Annotated in this window: 17 protein-coding genes and 1 pseudogene; 7 read left to right on the top strand and 11 right to left on the bottom strand. The window is 71.2% G+C overall.

The window, feature by feature from the left end; genetic code table 11:
* Nucleotides 1-2 precede the first annotated feature (2 nt).
* The 5 genes from AC07N1_RS09805 to AC07N1_RS09825 all read right to left on the bottom strand — a co-directional run bounded on the left by AC07N1_RS09805 (nt 3) and on the right by AC07N1_RS09825 (nt 3,677).
* Entirely contained in the window at nt 3-1,508 is a 1,506-nt protein-coding gene (locus AC07N1_RS09805) for a type II and III secretion system protein family protein (RefSeq protein ID WP_494671623.1), read from the bottom strand.
* Complete coding sequence (gene cpaB, locus AC07N1_RS09810) at nt 1,505-2,392, bottom strand: Flp pilus assembly protein CpaB (RefSeq protein ID WP_494671624.1); 888 nt, start codon at nt 2,390-2,392, stop codon at nt 1,505-1,507. Before cpaB ends, AC07N1_RS09805 begins: the two co-directional genes overlap by 4 nt.
* Before the next feature lie 200 nt (nt 2,393-2,592).
* On the bottom strand, nt 2,593-3,105 hold the full coding sequence (locus tag AC07N1_RS09815; protein ID WP_494671625.1) for an A24 family peptidase: 513 nt from the start codon (nt 3,103-3,105) through the stop codon (nt 2,593-2,595).
* A gap of 187 nt (nt 3,106-3,292) precedes the next feature.
* Nucleotides 3,293-3,469 (bottom strand): Flp family type IVb pilin, encoded by a 177-nt coding sequence (locus AC07N1_RS09820; protein WP_494671626.1) that lies wholly within the window; start codon nt 3,467-3,469, stop codon nt 3,293-3,295.
* 28 nt (nt 3,470-3,497) lie between these two features.
* Nucleotides 3,498-3,677 (bottom strand): Flp family type IVb pilin, encoded by a 180-nt coding sequence (locus tag AC07N1_RS09825; RefSeq protein WP_494671627.1) that lies wholly within the window; start codon nt 3,675-3,677, stop codon nt 3,498-3,500.
* A gap of 315 nt (nt 3,678-3,992) precedes the next feature.
* Between AC07N1_RS09825 and AC07N1_RS09830 the strand changes: the two genes are divergently transcribed.
* From AC07N1_RS09830 to AC07N1_RS09840, 3 genes are all read left to right on the top strand, one after another.
* Nucleotides 3,993-4,421: a pilus assembly protein N-terminal domain-containing protein gene (locus AC07N1_RS09830; RefSeq protein ID WP_494671628.1), complete on the top strand. Its 429-nt coding sequence runs from the start codon at nt 3,993-3,995 to the stop codon at nt 4,419-4,421.
* A gap of 132 nt (nt 4,422-4,553) precedes the next feature.
* The gene (locus AC07N1_RS09835) at nt 4,554-5,144 is read left to right on the top strand and encodes a TadE/TadG family type IV pilus assembly protein (RefSeq protein ID WP_494671629.1); all 591 of its coding nucleotides are present in this window, start codon (nt 4,554-4,556) and stop codon (nt 5,142-5,144) included.
* A complete protein-coding gene (locus tag AC07N1_RS09840; RefSeq protein WP_494671630.1) occupies nt 5,141-5,731 on the top strand; it encodes a TadE/TadG family type IV pilus assembly protein in 591 nt (196 codons plus the stop codon). Before AC07N1_RS09835 ends, AC07N1_RS09840 begins: the two co-directional genes overlap by 4 nt.
* A gap of 4 nt (nt 5,732-5,735) precedes the next feature.
* On the opposite strand, the gene AC07N1_RS09845 is transcribed toward AC07N1_RS09840, so the two are convergent.
* The 4 genes and pseudogenes from AC07N1_RS09845 to AC07N1_RS09860 form a co-directional block, all read right to left on the bottom strand.
* Nucleotides 5,736-6,527: an aminotransferase class IV gene (locus AC07N1_RS09845; protein ID WP_494671631.1), complete on the bottom strand. Its 792-nt coding sequence runs from the start codon at nt 6,525-6,527 to the stop codon at nt 5,736-5,738.
* Nucleotides 6,524-7,867 (bottom strand): annotated as a pseudogene (gene pabB, locus AC07N1_RS09850) (aminodeoxychorismate synthase, component I); the annotation flags it as partial. The pseudogene pabB and the gene AC07N1_RS09845, both read right to left, overlap by 4 nt.
* 19 nt (nt 7,868-7,886) lie before the next feature.
* Entirely contained in the window at nt 7,887-9,332 is a 1,446-nt protein-coding gene (locus AC07N1_RS09855; protein ID WP_494671632.1) for an MFS transporter, read from the bottom strand.
* Nucleotides 9,292-10,308, bottom strand: a complete 1,017-nt coding sequence (locus AC07N1_RS09860; RefSeq protein WP_494671633.1) for a helix-turn-helix domain-containing protein — start codon at nt 10,306-10,308, stop codon at nt 9,292-9,294. The genes AC07N1_RS09855 and AC07N1_RS09860 overlap by 41 nt, the downstream gene beginning before the upstream one ends.
* A gap of 135 nt (nt 10,309-10,443) precedes the next feature.
* Here AC07N1_RS09860 and AC07N1_RS09865 point away from each other — a divergent pair, with 135 nt between their 5' ends.
* Nucleotides 10,444-11,304, top strand: coding sequence for an N-acyl homoserine lactonase family protein (locus AC07N1_RS09865; RefSeq protein ID WP_494671634.1), 861 nt, complete (start codon nt 10,444-10,446; stop codon nt 11,302-11,304).
* Between the two features lie 14 nt (nt 11,305-11,318).
* Here the strand turns inward: AC07N1_RS09865 and AC07N1_RS09870 are convergent, their stop codons facing one another.
* Nucleotides 11,319-12,092, bottom strand: coding sequence for a tyrosine-protein phosphatase (locus tag AC07N1_RS09870; protein ID WP_494671677.1), 774 nt, complete (start codon nt 12,090-12,092; stop codon nt 11,319-11,321).
* 75 nt (nt 12,093-12,167) lie between these two features.
* Between AC07N1_RS09870 and AC07N1_RS09875 the strand changes: the two genes are divergently transcribed.
* The 3 genes from AC07N1_RS09875 to AC07N1_RS09885 all read left to right on the top strand — a co-directional run bounded on the left by AC07N1_RS09875 (nt 12,168) and on the right by AC07N1_RS09885 (nt 14,739).
* Entirely contained in the window at nt 12,168-12,926 is a 759-nt protein-coding gene (locus AC07N1_RS09875) for an alpha/beta fold hydrolase (RefSeq protein ID WP_494671635.1), read from the top strand.
* 230 nt (nt 12,927-13,156) lie between these two features.
* The gene (locus AC07N1_RS09880; protein ID WP_494671636.1) at nt 13,157-13,519 is read left to right on the top strand and encodes a BlaI/MecI/CopY family transcriptional regulator; all 363 of its coding nucleotides are present in this window, start codon (nt 13,157-13,159) and stop codon (nt 13,517-13,519) included.
* Nucleotides 13,516-14,739, top strand: coding sequence for a TonB family protein (locus AC07N1_RS09885; RefSeq protein WP_494671637.1), 1,224 nt, complete (start codon nt 13,516-13,518; stop codon nt 14,737-14,739). Before AC07N1_RS09880 ends, AC07N1_RS09885 begins: the two co-directional genes overlap by 4 nt.
* 72 nt (nt 14,740-14,811) lie before the next feature.
* On the opposite strand, the gene AC07N1_RS09890 is transcribed toward AC07N1_RS09885, so the two are convergent.
* The gene (locus tag AC07N1_RS09890; protein ID WP_494671638.1) at nt 14,812-16,266 is read right to left on the bottom strand and encodes an AMP nucleosidase; all 1,455 of its coding nucleotides are present in this window, start codon (nt 16,264-16,266) and stop codon (nt 14,812-14,814) included.
* Nucleotides 16,267-16,403 lie beyond the last annotated feature (137 nt).

Below are 16,403 nucleotides of genomic sequence, written 5' to 3' on the forward strand. Positions count from 1 at the left end.
CCCTATTCGATGACATAGCCGACAGGCCCCTGGTAGCTGCGGTTGGCGTTGGCCCCGGCCGGCGCCTTGACCACCGCGTTCAGCCGCCCGAGCAGCACCGTGCCCATGTCGCCCGCCAGGCGCAGGCCGTCGGCCGGCGTCTGCAGGTCGCCGGGCCTGGTCGGATCGACGATGTAGGGGGTGACCAGGATCACCAGCTCGGTCTCGCCGTTCAGATAGTCGCGCGACCGGAACAGGCCGCCCAGGATCGGCAGGCTCTTGAGCCCCGGCAGGGCGTCGATGTTTTCCTTGCTCTGCTGCTGCAGCAGGCCGGCGATCATCAGCGAACCGCCCGAGGGCAGCTCGACGGTGGTTTCGGCGCGGCGCACGCTGAGGCCCGGCACCACGATCGTCGAGGAGCCCGAGGTCAGGGTGTAGGCGCCGACGCTGGTCAGCTCGGAGACTTCGGTCGACAGCTTCAGCGAGATGCGGCCGCCCGACATCACCACGGGCGTGTAGCCCAGGCTGACGCCGTAGGGCTTGAACTGCAGGCTGACCTTGCCCGTCTCGGACATGTCGACCGGCACCGGGAACTCGCCGCCGACCAGGAAGCGGCCGGCCTCGCCGGACACCGCCGTCAGGTTCGGCTCGCTCAGCGTGCGCACCAGGCCCACGCGCTCGAGCGCCTGCACGGTGGCCGTGGCGCTGTTGTCGCTGCCGCCGATGGTGGCGCCGATCGTGCCGCCGCCCTGCAGGCCGTTGTTGATCGCGTACTTGGGCTGGAAGCCCACCGAGAAGTTGTTGCTGCCCAGCTGGTTCAGCGCGGCCGAGACGTTGACGCCCAGCTGCTTGACGATGTTGCGCTGGACCTCGATGACCCGGACCTTCAGCGTCACCTGGTCCTTGCCGGCGACCGCCAGCAGGTTGACCACCTGGTCGGGCTTGCTGACGAACTGGGCGGCGATCTGCGAGGCGGTGTTGGCGTCGACCGCATTGGCCGCCGTGCCGGTCAGGATCAGGCTGTCGCGGACGGCCTGCACCTCGATGTTGGCGGTGGGCAGCACCCGTCGCAGGGTGTCCTGCAGCGTGCTGGAGTCCTCGTCGACGCGGATGGCCAGCGACAGCAGCCGGCGGCCGGCGGCGTCGAAGAAGACCGCGTCGGTCGTGCCCTTGCCCAGGCCCAGGACGTAGATGCGGCGCGGGTTGCGCAGCACGGCGTCGGCCACCTGCGGGTTGGTCACCAGAAGGTCGCGCACGTCGGCGGGCAGCTCGATGATCGCCGACTTGCCGCGCGGCAGGTTCAGCGTGCGGGCGCCCGGACCGGCGGTCAGGTCGATGCGCAGCACCTGGTCGGCGACCGGCTGCTGGTAGACGTCGGGGGCCGGCGCGACGGGGCGGACGGCGGCGCGGGCCGGGCGATAGACCCGGTCGCCGGCCGGCGGGCCGTCGGCCCAGGCCGCGACGGGGGCCGCCACGGGACCCAGGGCCGTCAGGACGGCGAGCGAGACGGAAGCGAACCGGCGGATCATTGGCGCACCGCGATGCTGGAGGTCTGTCCGCCGCGATTGATGCGGATGACCGTGGAGTCCTGGGACGTGGCGGCGACGCCGGAGGGGCCGCCCAGGTCGGTGTAGGCGCGCAGCGCCAGGGTGACGGGGCCCGCGGCCTTGGCGCGGGTCAGGGCCTCGGCCTCGACCGGGCGCACCTCGAGGGTGGCGGTGGCCGCGACGATGGTCTTGGCGTCCTTGTCGGCCGAGGTCGACTGGTCGAGGGCCAGGACGCGGATGTTCTGGAGCACGGTCTCGGCCATCACCTGCTTGCCGGTGTTGGCGCCTTCGGTGTTCGGCGCGTCGCGGGTCTGCAGCACGTCGACCCGGTCGCCGGGCAGGATGAAGCCGCCGGCGGCGGTCTCGGAGGTGACCGGCACGGCCATGGCGCGGGCGCCGGGCGAGAGCACGACGGACAGGTAGCCGCCTTCGCCGCCGCGGACGATCTTGCGCGGCACGATGGGTTCGCCGGCCAGCAGCGGGTCACGGACGATCGCGCCCTCGACGGCGGCCTCGGGAGCCGCGCCGCCCAGGCCGGTGGCGTCGCCGACGGTCTTGACCGCCTTGGCCGCGCCGTTGGCGGGTTCGACCGGGGCCGCGCCGTTGGTGATGTAGACGGGGCTGACGGCGTCGGCCGGCCAGGCCTTCCACTCGACGTCGTCGCGGCCGAGGCGCGCGCCGATCGTCAGGTCGCGCTTGGCGACCAGGACCAGGGTCATGGGCTTGGCGTCGAGGCCCGGCGCGGGGGCCGAGGCGACAGCGACAGCCTTGGCGGACTTGCCGCCGACGGCCTTCTGCATCAGCACGGCCAGGCCGATCGCCGAAGCGGCGGCCACCAGGACGATGATGATTCTGACGGGGTTCATGCGCGGGGCGGGGCTCTGGTCGGCAAGGCGGGCTGCGGGCGTCGCGGCCTTCAGGCCAGCGGACGCTTGGATCGACAGCCGTTCTGGCCGCATCCCAGACTGGGGCGCCCATGGTTAACAGCCGCTAAAGGACCCGCCCTCCAAGGGGCTTCCCGGCCGCGACAGCCTGACGCGGCCGCGGGACGCGGCGCGCGGCTCGCCTAGTTGAGGATCGAAAGCCCGATCGCGCTCTGCGGGAGAGCCGCCAGGGCGCCGGCCGCGATGGCCACGCCGTAGGGCACGTCGCCCTTCTTGTCGCCCAGGCGGCGCATCCAGGCCGGGCCGCCGGCGATGATCGGCTCCAGCCAGCCGGCGCGCAGGGTCATCAGGCCGATGGTCAGGGCGCCGCCGGCCAGGGCCGTGAACAGCAGGAACGTCGGCAGGCCCGACACGCCCATCCACAGGGCGCAGGCGGCCAGGAACTTGGCGTCGCCGCCGCCCACCCAGCGCAGGGCGAACATCAGCATGCCGACCAGCAGCAGGCCAAAGCCCACCGCCAGACACAGGCCCGCCGTGACCCAGCCCGCGCCGCCCAGCAGCGCCGCGAAAGGGAACGCGGCCAGCAGCGCCAGCGAGATCCAGTTGGGGATGGTGTAGCTGGTGACGTCCTTCAGGCCGGCGACCACCGCCAGGCCGGCGAAGACGATCAGGGGAAGGAAGGACAGGGTCTGCATCTTGGATCCTGGGCGGCTCGTGCGAGGAACTCTACCCCGCCGCCGATGAAGCAATGGTTTCCGAGCGGCGCCGAAAACCAAGATCGAAGACTTCGTCGAAGATCAGCAAAGCAGACGCCGGAAAAGACAAGGGCCGCGTCCCTTGCGAGGACGCGGCCCAAGTTCTGAAGCTCTGCGCTGTCGCTTTTTACTGCGCGACGGCTCTGAGCTGGGTCTCGGCTTGGCCGAAGGCCCCGGCGATGGCCGGAACCAGGAGCTGGACGGCGGCCAGGACGACGATGCTGATCAAGGCGGCGATGAGGCCGTACTCGATCGAGGTCGCGCCCCGGCGGTCCTTCAGGAAGCGTTCGCAGAACACGACCATCAGTCGCCTCTCCTTCAACCGCTGGCTATTAGCCGGCGGCCGCGGTGGTCAGCTCGGTGGTGGCGCGACCGAAGGCGCCTTCCAGGGCCGGACGCAGGGTGGTGAACGCGGTCACGATGACGACGGCGATCAGGGCGATGATGAGGCCGTACTCGATGGCCGTGGCGCCCGACTCGTCCTTCAGGAAGCGCGTGACAAACTTCGACATGACTTGATCTCCTGCTGAGAAAAACTTGGCTGGGTCAGCAAGCCGCGGCGACTTGTTTACCCCCGAAAACACGATCAATTTCGCCAACCTCGCTTAATCGACAGTAAACAACGGAGTTTTTCCGTGATTTTTCTTTTGGTTTATTTAATTTTACCATTAGCAACTCTTAACCAAGTCGGTTTTCGAGCGTCGCAACCGCCTTATTTCTAAGGACTTTTGAACAGTCCAGTTTGTCGCAGGCCAGCAGTCCTTAGTCTTTTATTGACCATTCTTCGGCAGAGTCATGGGCGTTGAATTTGCTCCGACAGGACCGCCATGCGCCGCCTCTCGCTCGCCATCGCCGCCTTCTTCAGCCTCTGCGCGGCCGCCGCGGCCGCTCACGCGGCGTCTCCGACCCCGGCTCCGGCCGCCCCGCGCACCCTCTCGGTGGCCGCCGGCCAGGCGACCACCCTGCCCCTGGGCGGCGCGGCCCGCGAGATCGTGGTCGGCGACCCGCAGATCGCCGACGTCAGCGTGGTCAACGACCGCACCCTGGTGATCCTGGGCAAGCGCGTGGGCGTGACCACCGTGTTCGCCTTCGACGGCCAGGGCCGCACGCTGGCCGGCGGCCAGGTGCTGGTCACCGAGGTCTCGGCCGACGCCGTCACCGTCCAGCGCGGCGCCAGCGCCTCGACCTACGCCTGCGACGGCCGCTGCACCGTCCTGACCTCGACCACCGCCGCCCCCGCGGCCGGCCAGCCCTGAGCCCCTCACGTACAGGCGCGCGCATGCGCGTCTTCCACCATTAGCTCCTCGCATCTCTCCCGACCGCAGGCGGTTAGGGGGCGGTTAGGAAGCATGGGCTAGGGTCGCCCGGTGTCAGCCACGGACCTTCGCATGGGGAAGCCGCCCGTATCGTTCCGAGCCCGCCTCCGGCTCGCCGCCCGCCGCCTGCCGTTCGGCCGCGCGGCCGCCCTGGCGCGCGACGAGGGCGGCGCGACGGCGGTCGAGTTCGCCCTGCTGCTGATCCCCTTCCTGCTGCTGTTCTTCGGCCTGTTCGAACTGGGGCTGATCTATTTCGCCGCGGTGACCCTGGAGAACGCGGTCATCGACACCAGCCGCGAGATCCGCACCGGCCAGGTCCAGGTCGCGGGCGGCACCGCCAGCAGCTTCAAGACCTCGACCTGCGGCCACATGTCGTGGCTGGAAGGCCCCTGCGCCTCGGCCCTGCGCATCGACGTGCGCACGGTCACCACCTTCGCCTCGGCCACCAGCCTGACGACGCCGACCAACACCTGCTGGGATCCCGGCGGCCCAGCTTCGCTGGTCCTGGTCCGAGCCTATTACGCCTGGCCGGTGGTCACGCCCCTGCTGCAGACCGTGCTGTCGGCCAACAGCCAGGGCAAGCGCACGCTCACGGCCTCCACCGCCTTCGTCAACGAGCCGTACAACAGCAGCACGGCCACCAGCGTGACGTGCCCCACATGATCCGCCGCCCCGTCTCCCCCGCGCGCCTCCGGCGCTCGCCGGCCGCGCGCCTCTGGCGCGACAAGCGCGGCGCCGTCGCCGTGGAGTTCGCCCTCCTGGCGCCGCTGCTGCTGCTATTCTACTTCGGCATGGGCGAGGTGACCCAGGCGATGATGGCCCAGCGCCGCCTCAGCCACACCACCTCGCTGATCGGCGACATCGCGGCCCAGAGCTCGACCATCACCCAGACCCGGGCCAACGACATCTTCGCGATCGGCAAGACGGTGATGTCACCGTTCTCGTCGACCGGCCTGAAGATGTGCCTGGTCAGCCTGACCTCGGACACCAGCACCGCGGCCGCCGACGGCACCCGCAAGGGCACCGTGGCCTGGACCGCCAACAGCAACGCCTCCGACTGCCCGAAGGCCAACGCCAGCGTCACCGTCTCCGACGGCGTGCTGCCCAAGAGCAGCAGCGTGATCATGAGCACGGCCAGCTACGTCTATTCGTCGCCGACCTCGCTGCTGGTGTCGAAGAGCATCACCTTCCGGCGCACCTTCTTCCTGCGGCCGCGCAAGTCCGACACGGTGACCTGGTCGACGTCGTAGGGCTTTAGATCGCCGCCGCCAGGGCCGCGACGCGGGGATCCTCGCCCAGCGCGCGGCCGTCCAGCCGCCGCAGCGGCCGCACCCCGGTCAGGCTGTTGGTCAGGAACACCGCCTGAGCCGCCGTCAGCGCCTCGGGTCCGACGGCGACCTCGACCACCGCCAGGCCCATGCCGCGCGCGGCCGCCATCACCCGTCCCCGCGCCAGGCCCGCCAACACGCCGCAGGCCAGAGCCGGCGTCGCCAGGGTCTCGCCGTCCAGCCAGAACAGGTTGCCGGCCGAGGCGCAGGCCAGCTCCCCGCGGTTGTTCAGCATCAGCGCCTCGTCCGCCCCCGCCGCCCGGGCCTGGCTTCGGGCCAGCACGTTGTCGAGATAGGCCAGGGTCTTCAGCCGCGAGGCCGGCGAGCCCTCGTTGCGGCGGACCGTGGCGATCACCGCCTGCGCCGGCGCCCCGGCCGGCGGCGCCGCGGCGCACGATGCGAAGAGGCGCAAGACCGGCGCCTCGGGCCGGTCCAAGCCTCGTCCGCCCGAGCCGGCCGTCAGGGTCAGGCGCACGGCGGCGCGGCCCTCGGTCAGGCCGGCGGTCGCCGGGGCGGCCTCGACCAGGGCGCGGGCCGCGTCGCGATCCAGCGGCGGCAGGCCGATGACCTCGCAACCGGCGGCCATGCGGTCGAGGTGGGCCTCGACGTGACGGACCGCGCCGTCCACGGCCAGCAGGGTCTCGAACAGGCCGTCGCCCAGCAGCAGGCCCCTGTCGGTCAAAGGAATGTCAGTCAGCGGAACGGCGTCGATCGTCATGCCCCCTCCCCGGTCAGCGCCCGGCGCAGGGCGTCGATCTTGGCCTCGGTCTCCAGGCGCTCGGACAGCGGATCGCTGTCGGCGACGACGCCCGCCCCGGCCTTGGCCTCCAGCCGCCAGCCCGCGTCGTCCTCGACCAGTCCCACCGAGCGGATCAGCACGCTGGACTCGAAGGCCCCGTCGAAGCCCGCCCAGAACAGCGAGCCGCAATAGGGGCCGCGCGGCCCCTCCAGGCCGGCGATCACCTTCATGGCCTGCACCTTGGGCGCGCCGGTGATCGAGCCGGGCGGAAAGGTCGCCCGCAGCAGGTCGGCGACGCCGAGGCCGAGCTTCAGCCGCCCCTCCACCGTCGAGACCAGGTGATGGACGTTGGCGTAGGTCTCGACCTTGAAGAGCTCGGGCGTGCGGACGGTCCCGGCCGGGCTGACCCTGGCCAGGTCGTTGCGCATCAGGTCGACGATCATCAGGTTCTCGGCCCGGTCCTTGGCGCTGGCCAGCAGCTCGGCGGCCAGGGCGCGGTCCTGCGACGGCGTCGCGCCGCGCGGCCGGGTGCCCTTGATCGGCCGGGTCTCGATCGCCCCGCCGCGCACCTTGAGGAACCGCTCGGGCGAGTTCGACACCATCGCCCGCCCCGGCAGGCGCAGCCAGGCCGAGAACGGCGCCGGGCTCGTGCTCCGCAGGCGCACGAAGAGGTCGAAGGGATCGGCGCCAGCCGCCAGCCGTCCGCGCCAGGCCCGGGCGATGTTGGCCTGGAAGATCTCGCCGGCCAGGATCCGCTCGACCACCTGGGCCACCGCCGTCTCGTAGGCGGCGGGCGGCTCGGCCTGCAACGCATCGCACAACCGGCCGTCGAAGGGGTCGCGGGCCGGGGCGTCCAGCCAGGCCAGGGCGGCGCGGGCGCGGGCCTGCGCCTGGGCCATCCCCTCGCCGCGACCGACGGCGACGATGGTCCGCGCCAGATGGTCGAAGGCCAGCAGGGCCGGATAGCGGGCGCAGACCAGGTCGGGCCAGTCGCCGCGCGGAAGGTTCAGGGCCTCGATCCGGTCGCCCAGCTCGTAGGACGCTAGACCCACCACCCCGCCCTGGAACGGCGGGCCTTCCGGATCGGCCGGCAGATTGGCGCCCACCAGTTCCTGCAGGGCCTGAAAGGGATCGCGGCGATCGTCGGCGGCCAGTGTCAGGGTCTGGTCGGGATCGCGCAGCAGGTAGGACCAGCGCTCGCCCGCCCCGCCCGACAGCAGGGCGCAGGCGAAGGGCTCGTCGCGCCAGGGGGCCGCCGCCCAGAGAGGGTCGCGCCAGGGGGTGGCGATGAGGGCGACGTCGCGCATCGGCGGGTGATAGGCGCGTCCGGCTGGCGCCTCAAGCCTCGCGTCCGCCGCCGCGCACCGCGAACAGGGCGACCAAGCCCAGGGCCAGCAGGCCGACTATCGGCAGGAAGCCGGCGACCTGGCTCCTGAACACCGAGGTCGCCGCCGCCACCAGGGCCGAGCCCAGCCACACCGTCGCCGTGCCCGACAGGGCGTAGAGCCCGAAGAAGGCCGCCGTGCGGTCCGCCGGGGCCAGACGCACCAGCAGGGTGCGGCTCGAGGCGTACTGGGCGGTGACGCAGACGGCGATGATCAGGCCCAGGCCGACATAGAGCAGCTCGGGCGCGGTGCGGAACAACGGCCCGTCCCACACCGCCGGTCCGGCGGGATCGTAGGGAAAGACATAGAGGATGCGGTCGCGCCGCATGCCCAGGGCGCAGATCAGGGCGACCAGGCAGCCGGCGATCTCGACCTGCACCGCCCGCTTGGGTCCGAGCCGGCGGTCGAGGGTCGGGGCCAGGAAGCCGCCCAGCGAGCCGAACAGGCTCAGCGACACGCCGTAGACCAGCATCTCCAGCGGCCCCCAGCCCATCAGCCCGGCGGCGAACAGCCCGCCGAACACCAGGAGCGCCGTCATGCCGTCGCAATAGAGCATGCGCGCGCCCAGGAAGGTCGCCACGTCGCGATGGCCCTTGAGGTTGGCGAAGGTGTCGCGCAGCAGCGCCAGACCCGCCGTCAGGCTGGCGCGGGCCGAAAGGCCGGTGCGCGGCGCGTCCGGCGTCCACAGCAGGAACGGGATCGCGCCCAGGGCCATGATCAGCGCCGACAGCGGCCCGGCCAGGCGGCTGGGCTCGTGGTTGCCGGTCGACAGGCCCAGCAGCGGCGCCTTGGGGACGCCCGGCCAGTCGACCTGCCCCGGCAGCACGAAGCCCCACAGCATCAGCACCAGCATCAGCACCGACAGGCCGTTGGACAGGAAATAGCCCAGGCCCGACAGCAGCGGCGCCTGGGCCGGGCTCGCCGCCGCGCGCGGCAGCAGGGCGTTGTTCAGCGCGTCGCCCCAGTTGTAGGCCACGCCCAGCACGACCAGGACCAGCGATGTCGCCCACAGCGGCAGCCCGCCGGCGGGCATGGCCCACCACAGCAGCACCAGCAGCGGCAGCATGGTGGTCAGGGCCAGGGTGATCAGCGGCTTGCGCGGCCCGTACTGCTCGATCGACGCGCCCAGCACCGGCGCGGTCAGGGCCACCAGCAGGCCGTAGGCGGTGGCGATCTGGGCCATGATCGCCTGGCCCCGCACCGGGTCGCCGACCAGCACGCCCGAGAAGTAGGGGGCGAAGATGTAGATGGTGACCAGCACCACATAGACGTCGCGCGAGCCCTGGTGCAGCACCCAGGACAGCCCGCCCCGGGTCAAGGGCGCCTTAACCGGAGCTGATTGCGGGACGCGCGAGCCTTCACCCACGGCCGACGGCGCGCCGTCCAGGACCTCGCTCATGCCTCTCCGCCCTTCCCATGGGGCCGTCTGACGCGGCCCTGAAGCGGAGCCTGGCTCGCAAACGAGCGTTTGTCACGTCGTCACCGCACGCAGGCGGCTCGGGCGAACCCCGTGGGCGACCAGGAACCGCCGCGCGAAATGCGACCGCGAGCTGTAGCCGGCCGCCTGCGCCGCCTGGCGCCACACTGTAGGCGTCGTGGATCAGCAACTCCTGCGCCGCCGCCATCCGGGCCTCCAGCAGCAGTTCGCGGAACGATCCGCCTTCGGCCGCCAGCCGTCGTCGCAGGGTCGAGGCGCCCAGGCCCATGTCCCTCGCCAGGGCCTCCACCCGCCAGGCCCGCCCCGGATCCTGGCGGACGATCTCCTCGGCCCGCGTCCGGATCGTCGCGGCGAAAAGACCGGCGGCGGCCGGCGCGCGCCGCACCAGCAGCAGGATCTCGAGGATGCGGTGTCGCGCCAGGGCCGTCGCCTGGCCGGGATCGGTCAGGGCGGCGGCGGCGTGGCCGAACGCCTCGACCAAGTCCGGCGTCAGGTCGATGGCCGACCTGGAAGCCCTGCGTCCGGCCCGCTCCGGCTGATCCCCGGGCCCGGCCAGGCGTCGCGCCGATCGCCGCAGCGCCTCGTCGATGGTGATGGCGACAGACTCGTAGCGCCCCGTGGCGGCGTCCGGCGCATTGACGATGTCGAAGGTCACCCCGGCCGGGATGACGAAGGGAACGCCGGCCGGAATGCGCTCGCAGCGCTCGCCGGCCCAAAGCTCCTTGGCGCCGCTGAGCACGACGACGATCAGCGGATCGGAGAGACGCAGCTGGGCGATCCGCTCGCGGACGAAGCAGCAGTAGCCGAACACCGCCCCGCCGTCGGACCCGGCATAGTGATGCGCCCCCGCCGCGCCCCGCGACCTGAGCGCCGCCAGACGCGCCAGCAACGTCTGGCGCAGGCTCTTGTCGGTGATCGCGGAAGGGTCGAGGTCCATGGCCAAACCCTTCGACGGGCAGGTGCGGCAAGGCAAGCCGCAAAGCGAGCGTTTCGGGCTCATCGTCGAGCGTCCGGGGGCCTCGCCCGGCCCGCTCCCCGGCTAGTCGATCCTCCTTCCACGAGTGAGGACGACATGCGTAGAGCCTGGTTGAGACTGACAACGAGCCTTTTCCTGACCCTGGGCGCTCTGGGCGCGGTTTCGGCGACGGCCGCGACGCCCGCACCAGAGCCGGCGCCGCTGCGCCTGTGGCGGCTGGACTGCGGCCGGATCCAGATGAACGACGCCTCGCCGCTGTCGGACACCGGCGCCTATGCCGGCCAGACCCGCCGGCTCAGCAACGGCTGCTATCTCATCCGGCACGGCGACGACTACCTGCTGTGGGACGCGGGCCTGCCGCGCGCGCTGCTGGGCAAGCCGCTGGACACCCAGCCGATCAGCGCCACCCTCGACCAGGACCTAGAAAGCCAGCTGGCCGCGATCGGCGTGCGCCCCGACCAGATCGGCCGGCTGGCGATCAGCCACTATCATTTCGACCATGTCGGACAGGCGGCCCTGTTCCCGCGCGCCACCCTGCTGATCGGCGCGGCGGATCTGGCCGCCCTGCGCGCAGGATCGCCGCCCTTCGCCGATCCCGGCCTGCTGACGCCCTGGCTGACCGGCGGCGGGGCCGTCGATCCGGTCCAGGGCGACCGCGACGTGTTCGGCGACGGATCGGTCACGATCCTGGCCGCGCCCGGCCACACGCCCGGCGAACAGGCGCTGCTGGTCCGGCTTCCCCGGACCGGGGCGGTGATCCTCAGCGGCGACGTCGCCCACCTGAAAGCCCAGCTGGCGCCGCGCCGCGTGCCGACCTGGAACACCGACCGCGCCGACTCCCTGGCGTCGATCGATCGCCTCGCCCGGCTGGCGACCACCCTGAAGGCGCGGATCACCGTCCAGCACGACCCAGGCGACGTGCGGAAGCTGGCCCGCTTTCCGGAGGCGTCCCGCTAGCTCGTAGGCGAAGCCTAGGCCAGGATATGCGCCGAGATCGCCTCGCGCGCGGCCGCATCCACGCCCAGCACCGCCTCCAGATAGGCCTCGATCGAGCCGTGGGCCGCCTCCATGGCCTCGATCGAGGCCAGGATGTATTCGGCCTCGACGCCCAGGGCCGCGCGGATCGCCGCTTCGGGCGGGACCGAGCCGGTATAGTCGGCGAAGTGGCGGCCGATCTGCTCGCCGATGCGGCCGTAGCGCTCGGGATCGTTGGTGGCCAGGTAGTCCTCGACCAGGTCGTCGCGCGACACGCCCGCCAGGCTGTGGGTCAGGGCGGCCAACAGGCCCGTGCGGTCCTTGCCGGCGGCGCAGTGGATCAGCACCGGCCCCTTCGCCTGCGCCAGGGCCGCGAAGTAGCGCCTGAAGAGATCGACGTGGCGCGGCGTGAACGGCTTCCGGCGATAGGATTCCATCATGTACGCGCGGAAGTCGCCTTCCGAGAAATCCCAGCCGCGCAGGAAGGTCAGCCAGGGATCATCGCCGTGGCCGCCCAGGTCGTTGTCGATCACCTCGGCGGCGAAGCCTGCCCAGCGCCGCGAGGGCTGGTGGCTGCGCTCCTGGCTGCGGCGCAGGTCGACGATGGTGACGATGCCCAGGGCCGCCATGGCCGAGAGGTCCTCGTCGGTGGCGTCGGCCTGGTGGGCGGCGCGGAACAGCAGGCCCTTCTTCAACCGGCCCGCCCCGGCGGCGTAGTCGCCGTAGTCGCGGAAGTTCTCGACGCCTTGCAGGGGAATTTGACGGGTCATGGCCCCGATGTAGCGATCCACGGCGACGAAATCGAGACTCTGGACTGATGGTGCAACTGCGCGGAAGCTGCCCCCATGCTTCCGGTCCAGCGATTCCAGAGCTTCGACGGCGTCTCCATCGCCTACCGCACCCTGGGCGAGGGCTGGCCGACCCTGCTGCTGCACGGTTTCCTGGCCAGCGCCGAGAGCAACTGGTTCCTGCCCGGCATCGCCGCGGCCCTGGCCCAGGCCGGCCGCAAGGTGATCGCCCCCGACCTGCGCGGCCACGGTCGCTCGGACGCCCCCACCGATCCCGCCGCCTGGCCCGCCGACGTGCTGGCCATGGACCAGGAAGCCCTGGTCTCGCACCTGCACCTCACCGACTACGATCTTGTGGGCTATTCGCTGGGCGCGCGCACGGCGGTGCGGATGCTGGTGCGCGGGGCGCGGCCCGAGCGGCTGGTGCTGGCCGGCATGGGCGCTTCGGGCCTGATGGGCGCGGGCGAGCGGGCGGCGATGTTCGAGGACGCCATCCGCAACGGCGAGCAGGCCAAGGACCCCCGCGCGGGCCGCCGCGTGCAGGCCATGATCGCCGCCGGCGGCCTCAAGCCCGAGGCCATGCTGGGGGTGCTGAACGCCTTCGTGCCGACCTCAGCCGAAGACATCGCCCGCATCGACGTGCCGACCCTGGTCATCGCCGGCCAGCGCGACGACGACAACGGCTCGGCCGAGGCCCTGGCCGGCCTGCTGCCCAACGCCCACGCCCGGCGCGTGCCCGGCGACCACATGAGCGCGGTGATGGAGCCGGCCCTGGCGGCGGGGATCGTCGGGTTCCTGGACCGGGTCTCGCGCTAAGCCGCCCCTCCCGTCGCGCGAGCGCGCTTGGCGTAACGCCTTTATGCGCGCATCAATGCGCCATGCACGATCTGCGGTTCCTCGTCTGCGTCGCGCTGCCCCTGCTGATGCTGGCCGTGTCGGTCGCGAGCGCCTTGTGAACACTCCTCGATAACGTCGGTTGACGACTACGATGACAGATGTCAACGTCACATCGTTGACGTTTGTCATCGTAACCAGCGGGGAGCGCCATGAGGATCAGTTCGGCCGAAAGCGTGGTGATGGAGGCGTTGTGGCGATCCAGCCCCTTGACCTCCGAAGCGATCATCGCCGAGGTCGGCGCGCCCAACGACTGGACCGAAGGCACGGTCAAGCAGCTGATCAGCCGCCTGCTGAAGAAGAAGGCCATCGCCGCCAGGCCCGACGGCCGCCGCTATCTCTATACGCCATTGCTGGCCCGCCGCGACTACGTCCAGGCCGAGAGCCAGGGCCTGCTCGACCGGCTGTTCGACGGCCGCCTGGCGCCGCTGGTCACCCAGTTCTCCGAGGGCGGAAAGCTGTCGGACGAGGACGTCGCCGAGTTGAAGGCCCTGGTCGACAGGATCTCCAAATGACCGGTCCCATGATTAGCGCCCTGCTCGAGGCGCTGCTACGCGCCAACCTCGCTTTGTCGGCCGCGATCCTGGCGGTGATGCTGCTGCGCCGGCCGGTGCGGACGCGGTTCGGGCCGCTGGCGGCCTACATGCTGTGGCTGGCCCCGCCGCTGTGCGCCCTGGTCAGTCTGATCCCCATCCCCGCCCCGACCACGCTGATGGCCCCAGCCGTCGAGCTGGCCGCGGCCGCCGGCAAGGCCCTCGCGCCCGTCGCGACAAAGGCCCCGGCCCTGCCGACCGTGCTGCTGGTGATCTGGGAACTGGGCGTGCTGGCGGCCTTCAGCCTGTTCGCCGTGCGCCAGCTGCGGTTCGTGCGCGCCGTCGGGCGCCTCACCCCGCTGGAGAGCCGGCCGGCCGTGCTGCGCGGCGAGCATGTCGAGGCCGGACCGCTGGTCCTGGGCTGGCTGCGCCCCCGCATCGTCGTGCCGGCCGACTTCGCCGACCGCTTCGAAGGCGAGGCCCGCACCCTGGTGCTGGCGCACGAGGACGTCCACCTGCGGCGCGGCGACGCCCGGATCAACGGCCTGGCCGTCGCCCTGCAGTGCCTGTGCTGGTTCAACCCGCTGGTCCACCTGGCGGCCCGGACCTTGCGCATCGACCAGGAGATCGCCTGCGACGCGGCGGTGATCGAGCGTCATCCGCACGCCCGCCGGCTCTACGCCGAAACCCTGCTCGGCTCGGCGCTGGGCGCCCGCCACGCCCCGCTCGGCTGCCATTGGCCGGCGACCGGCCCCCATCCCCTGAAGGAGAGACTGATCATGCTGAACACCGCCTCCGTCACCCCGCTGCGCCGCAAGGCGGGCCTCATCCTCGTGGCCCTGGTCGCCTCGACCGCCGCCGGCGCGGTCTGGGCCGCCAATCCCGCGCCCGCCCCCGAGCCGGCCGTGATCACCCGCCCCGACTGGGTCGAGAAGCCCGACGCCAACGATCTGGCCCGTTACTATCCGGCCGACGCGGCGGCGGCGAAGGCTCCGGGCCGGGCGCTCATCACCTGCCGCGTCGCCCTCGACGGCCGGCTGGAGAACTGCCGGGTCCTCCGCCAGAGCGACGGGCCCTACGCGTTCGGCGACGCGGCCCTGCAACTCAGCCAATTCTTCCGCATGCAGCCCAAGACCATCGACGGCCAGCCCATCGCCGGGGGCCAGGTGACCATCCCGATCGCCTTCAGCGTTCCGCGGTAGGGCGACAGGACTTCAAAGAAAAAGGGGCGGTGGATGACCACCGCCCCTTCGTCGTTTCTACGCGGCCAATTCTTACCGGAAAGGCGGCTCGTCGAAGGCGCGCAGCTTGCGCGAGTGCAGGTTGGGGCCTTCCGCATGCAGCAGCTGGCAGGTCAGAATGCCGATCTGCAGGTGCTGGCTGATCGCCCGCTCGTAGAAGGCGTTGGCCTGGCCCGGCAGCTTGATCTCGCCGTGCAGCGGCTTGTCCGACACGCACAGCAGCGTCCCGTACGGCACCCGGAAGCGGTAGCCCTGGGCGGCGATGGTGGCGCTTTCCATGTCGATGGCGACGGCGCGGCTCTGGTTGAAGCGCAGGGCCGACAGGCTGTGGCGCAGTTCCCAGTTGCGATCGTCGGTGGTGACCACGGTGCCGGTGCGCAGGCGCTTCTTCAGCTCCTGGCCGGTGTCGCCGCTGATCGCCTTGGCCGCGTCGTAGAGGGCGCGCTGCACCTCGGCGATCGACGGCACCGGAATCTCCGGCGGCAGCACCACGTCGAGCACGTGGTCGTCGCGCAGATAGGCATGGGCCAGCACGTAGTCGCCGATGGTCTGGGTGTCGCGCAGGCCGCCGCAGTGGCCGATCATCAGCCAGGCCTGCGGGCGCAGCACCGCCAGGTGGTCGCAGATGGTCTTGGCGTTGGAGGGGCCGACGCCGATGTTGACCAGGCTGACGCCCTGACCGTTCGGGGCGATCAGGTGGTAGGCCGGCATCTGGTGCTTGCGCCACGCCCCGTCGGCGATGGCCTGCTCGGCGTTCGGCGTGTCGGCCGTGACCACCACGCCGCCCGAGCACGACAGCGCCGTGTACGGACTATCGGGCTTCTTCAGCTGCTCGACGCCCCAGCGGACGAACTCGTCGACATAGCGGTGGTAGTTGGTGAACAGGATGAACGGCTGCACGTGCTCGGCCGGCGCGCCGGTGTAGTGGCGCAGGCGGGCCAGCGAGAAGTCGGTGCGCAGGCCGTCGAACAGCGCCAGCGGCCGGGTTTCCTCCAGCGCCGGGTTCCAGACGCCGTCGGCGATCTCATCGCCGATGAAGGCCAGGTCCGTGGTCGGGAAAAAGCGGGCGATGTCCTCGCTGCGCACGTCGGCCTGGTTCAGGTCGATGCTGGCGTCCAGCACGTAGGGATAGGGGATCTCCTGCTCGGAGCGGGCGACCTCGATCTCGACCTCGAAGTCGTCCATCAGCAGCGACAGCTGCTCGACCAGATAGTCCTGGAACTGGGCCGGCTTGGTGATCGTGGTCGAATAGACGCCCGGACGGCTGACCCGGGCGAAGGCGCGCGCCAGTTTCGGCGGCAGGGCCTCGGGATCGTAGGTCAGGCGCAGCTCGGGATAGGTGAACGAGCCGTCGAACCGCATCTGCGGGTCGGGGCGGGTTCCATGTTCGAGATAGGCCCGGAGGGCGGTGCGCAGGGCCTCGACGGCGCGCTGGTATTCGGAGTTGAGCCGCTCGACGACGGCGATCGCTTTTTCTTGGTTTGACATGGGTCTTTATAGCGACATTTCACGACATTGGCGAGACGGGCGGCCCGTCCAGGTGGAAAACTTTCTTACTTAGCGAGGTCGCTCGCCGCCGGGTCAATCCGGGAACGGGCAACGGCCTTTCGTCTCTACAGGTGCGC

This window comes from Caulobacter sp. GW821-FHT09B11, from assembly GCF_059418205.1.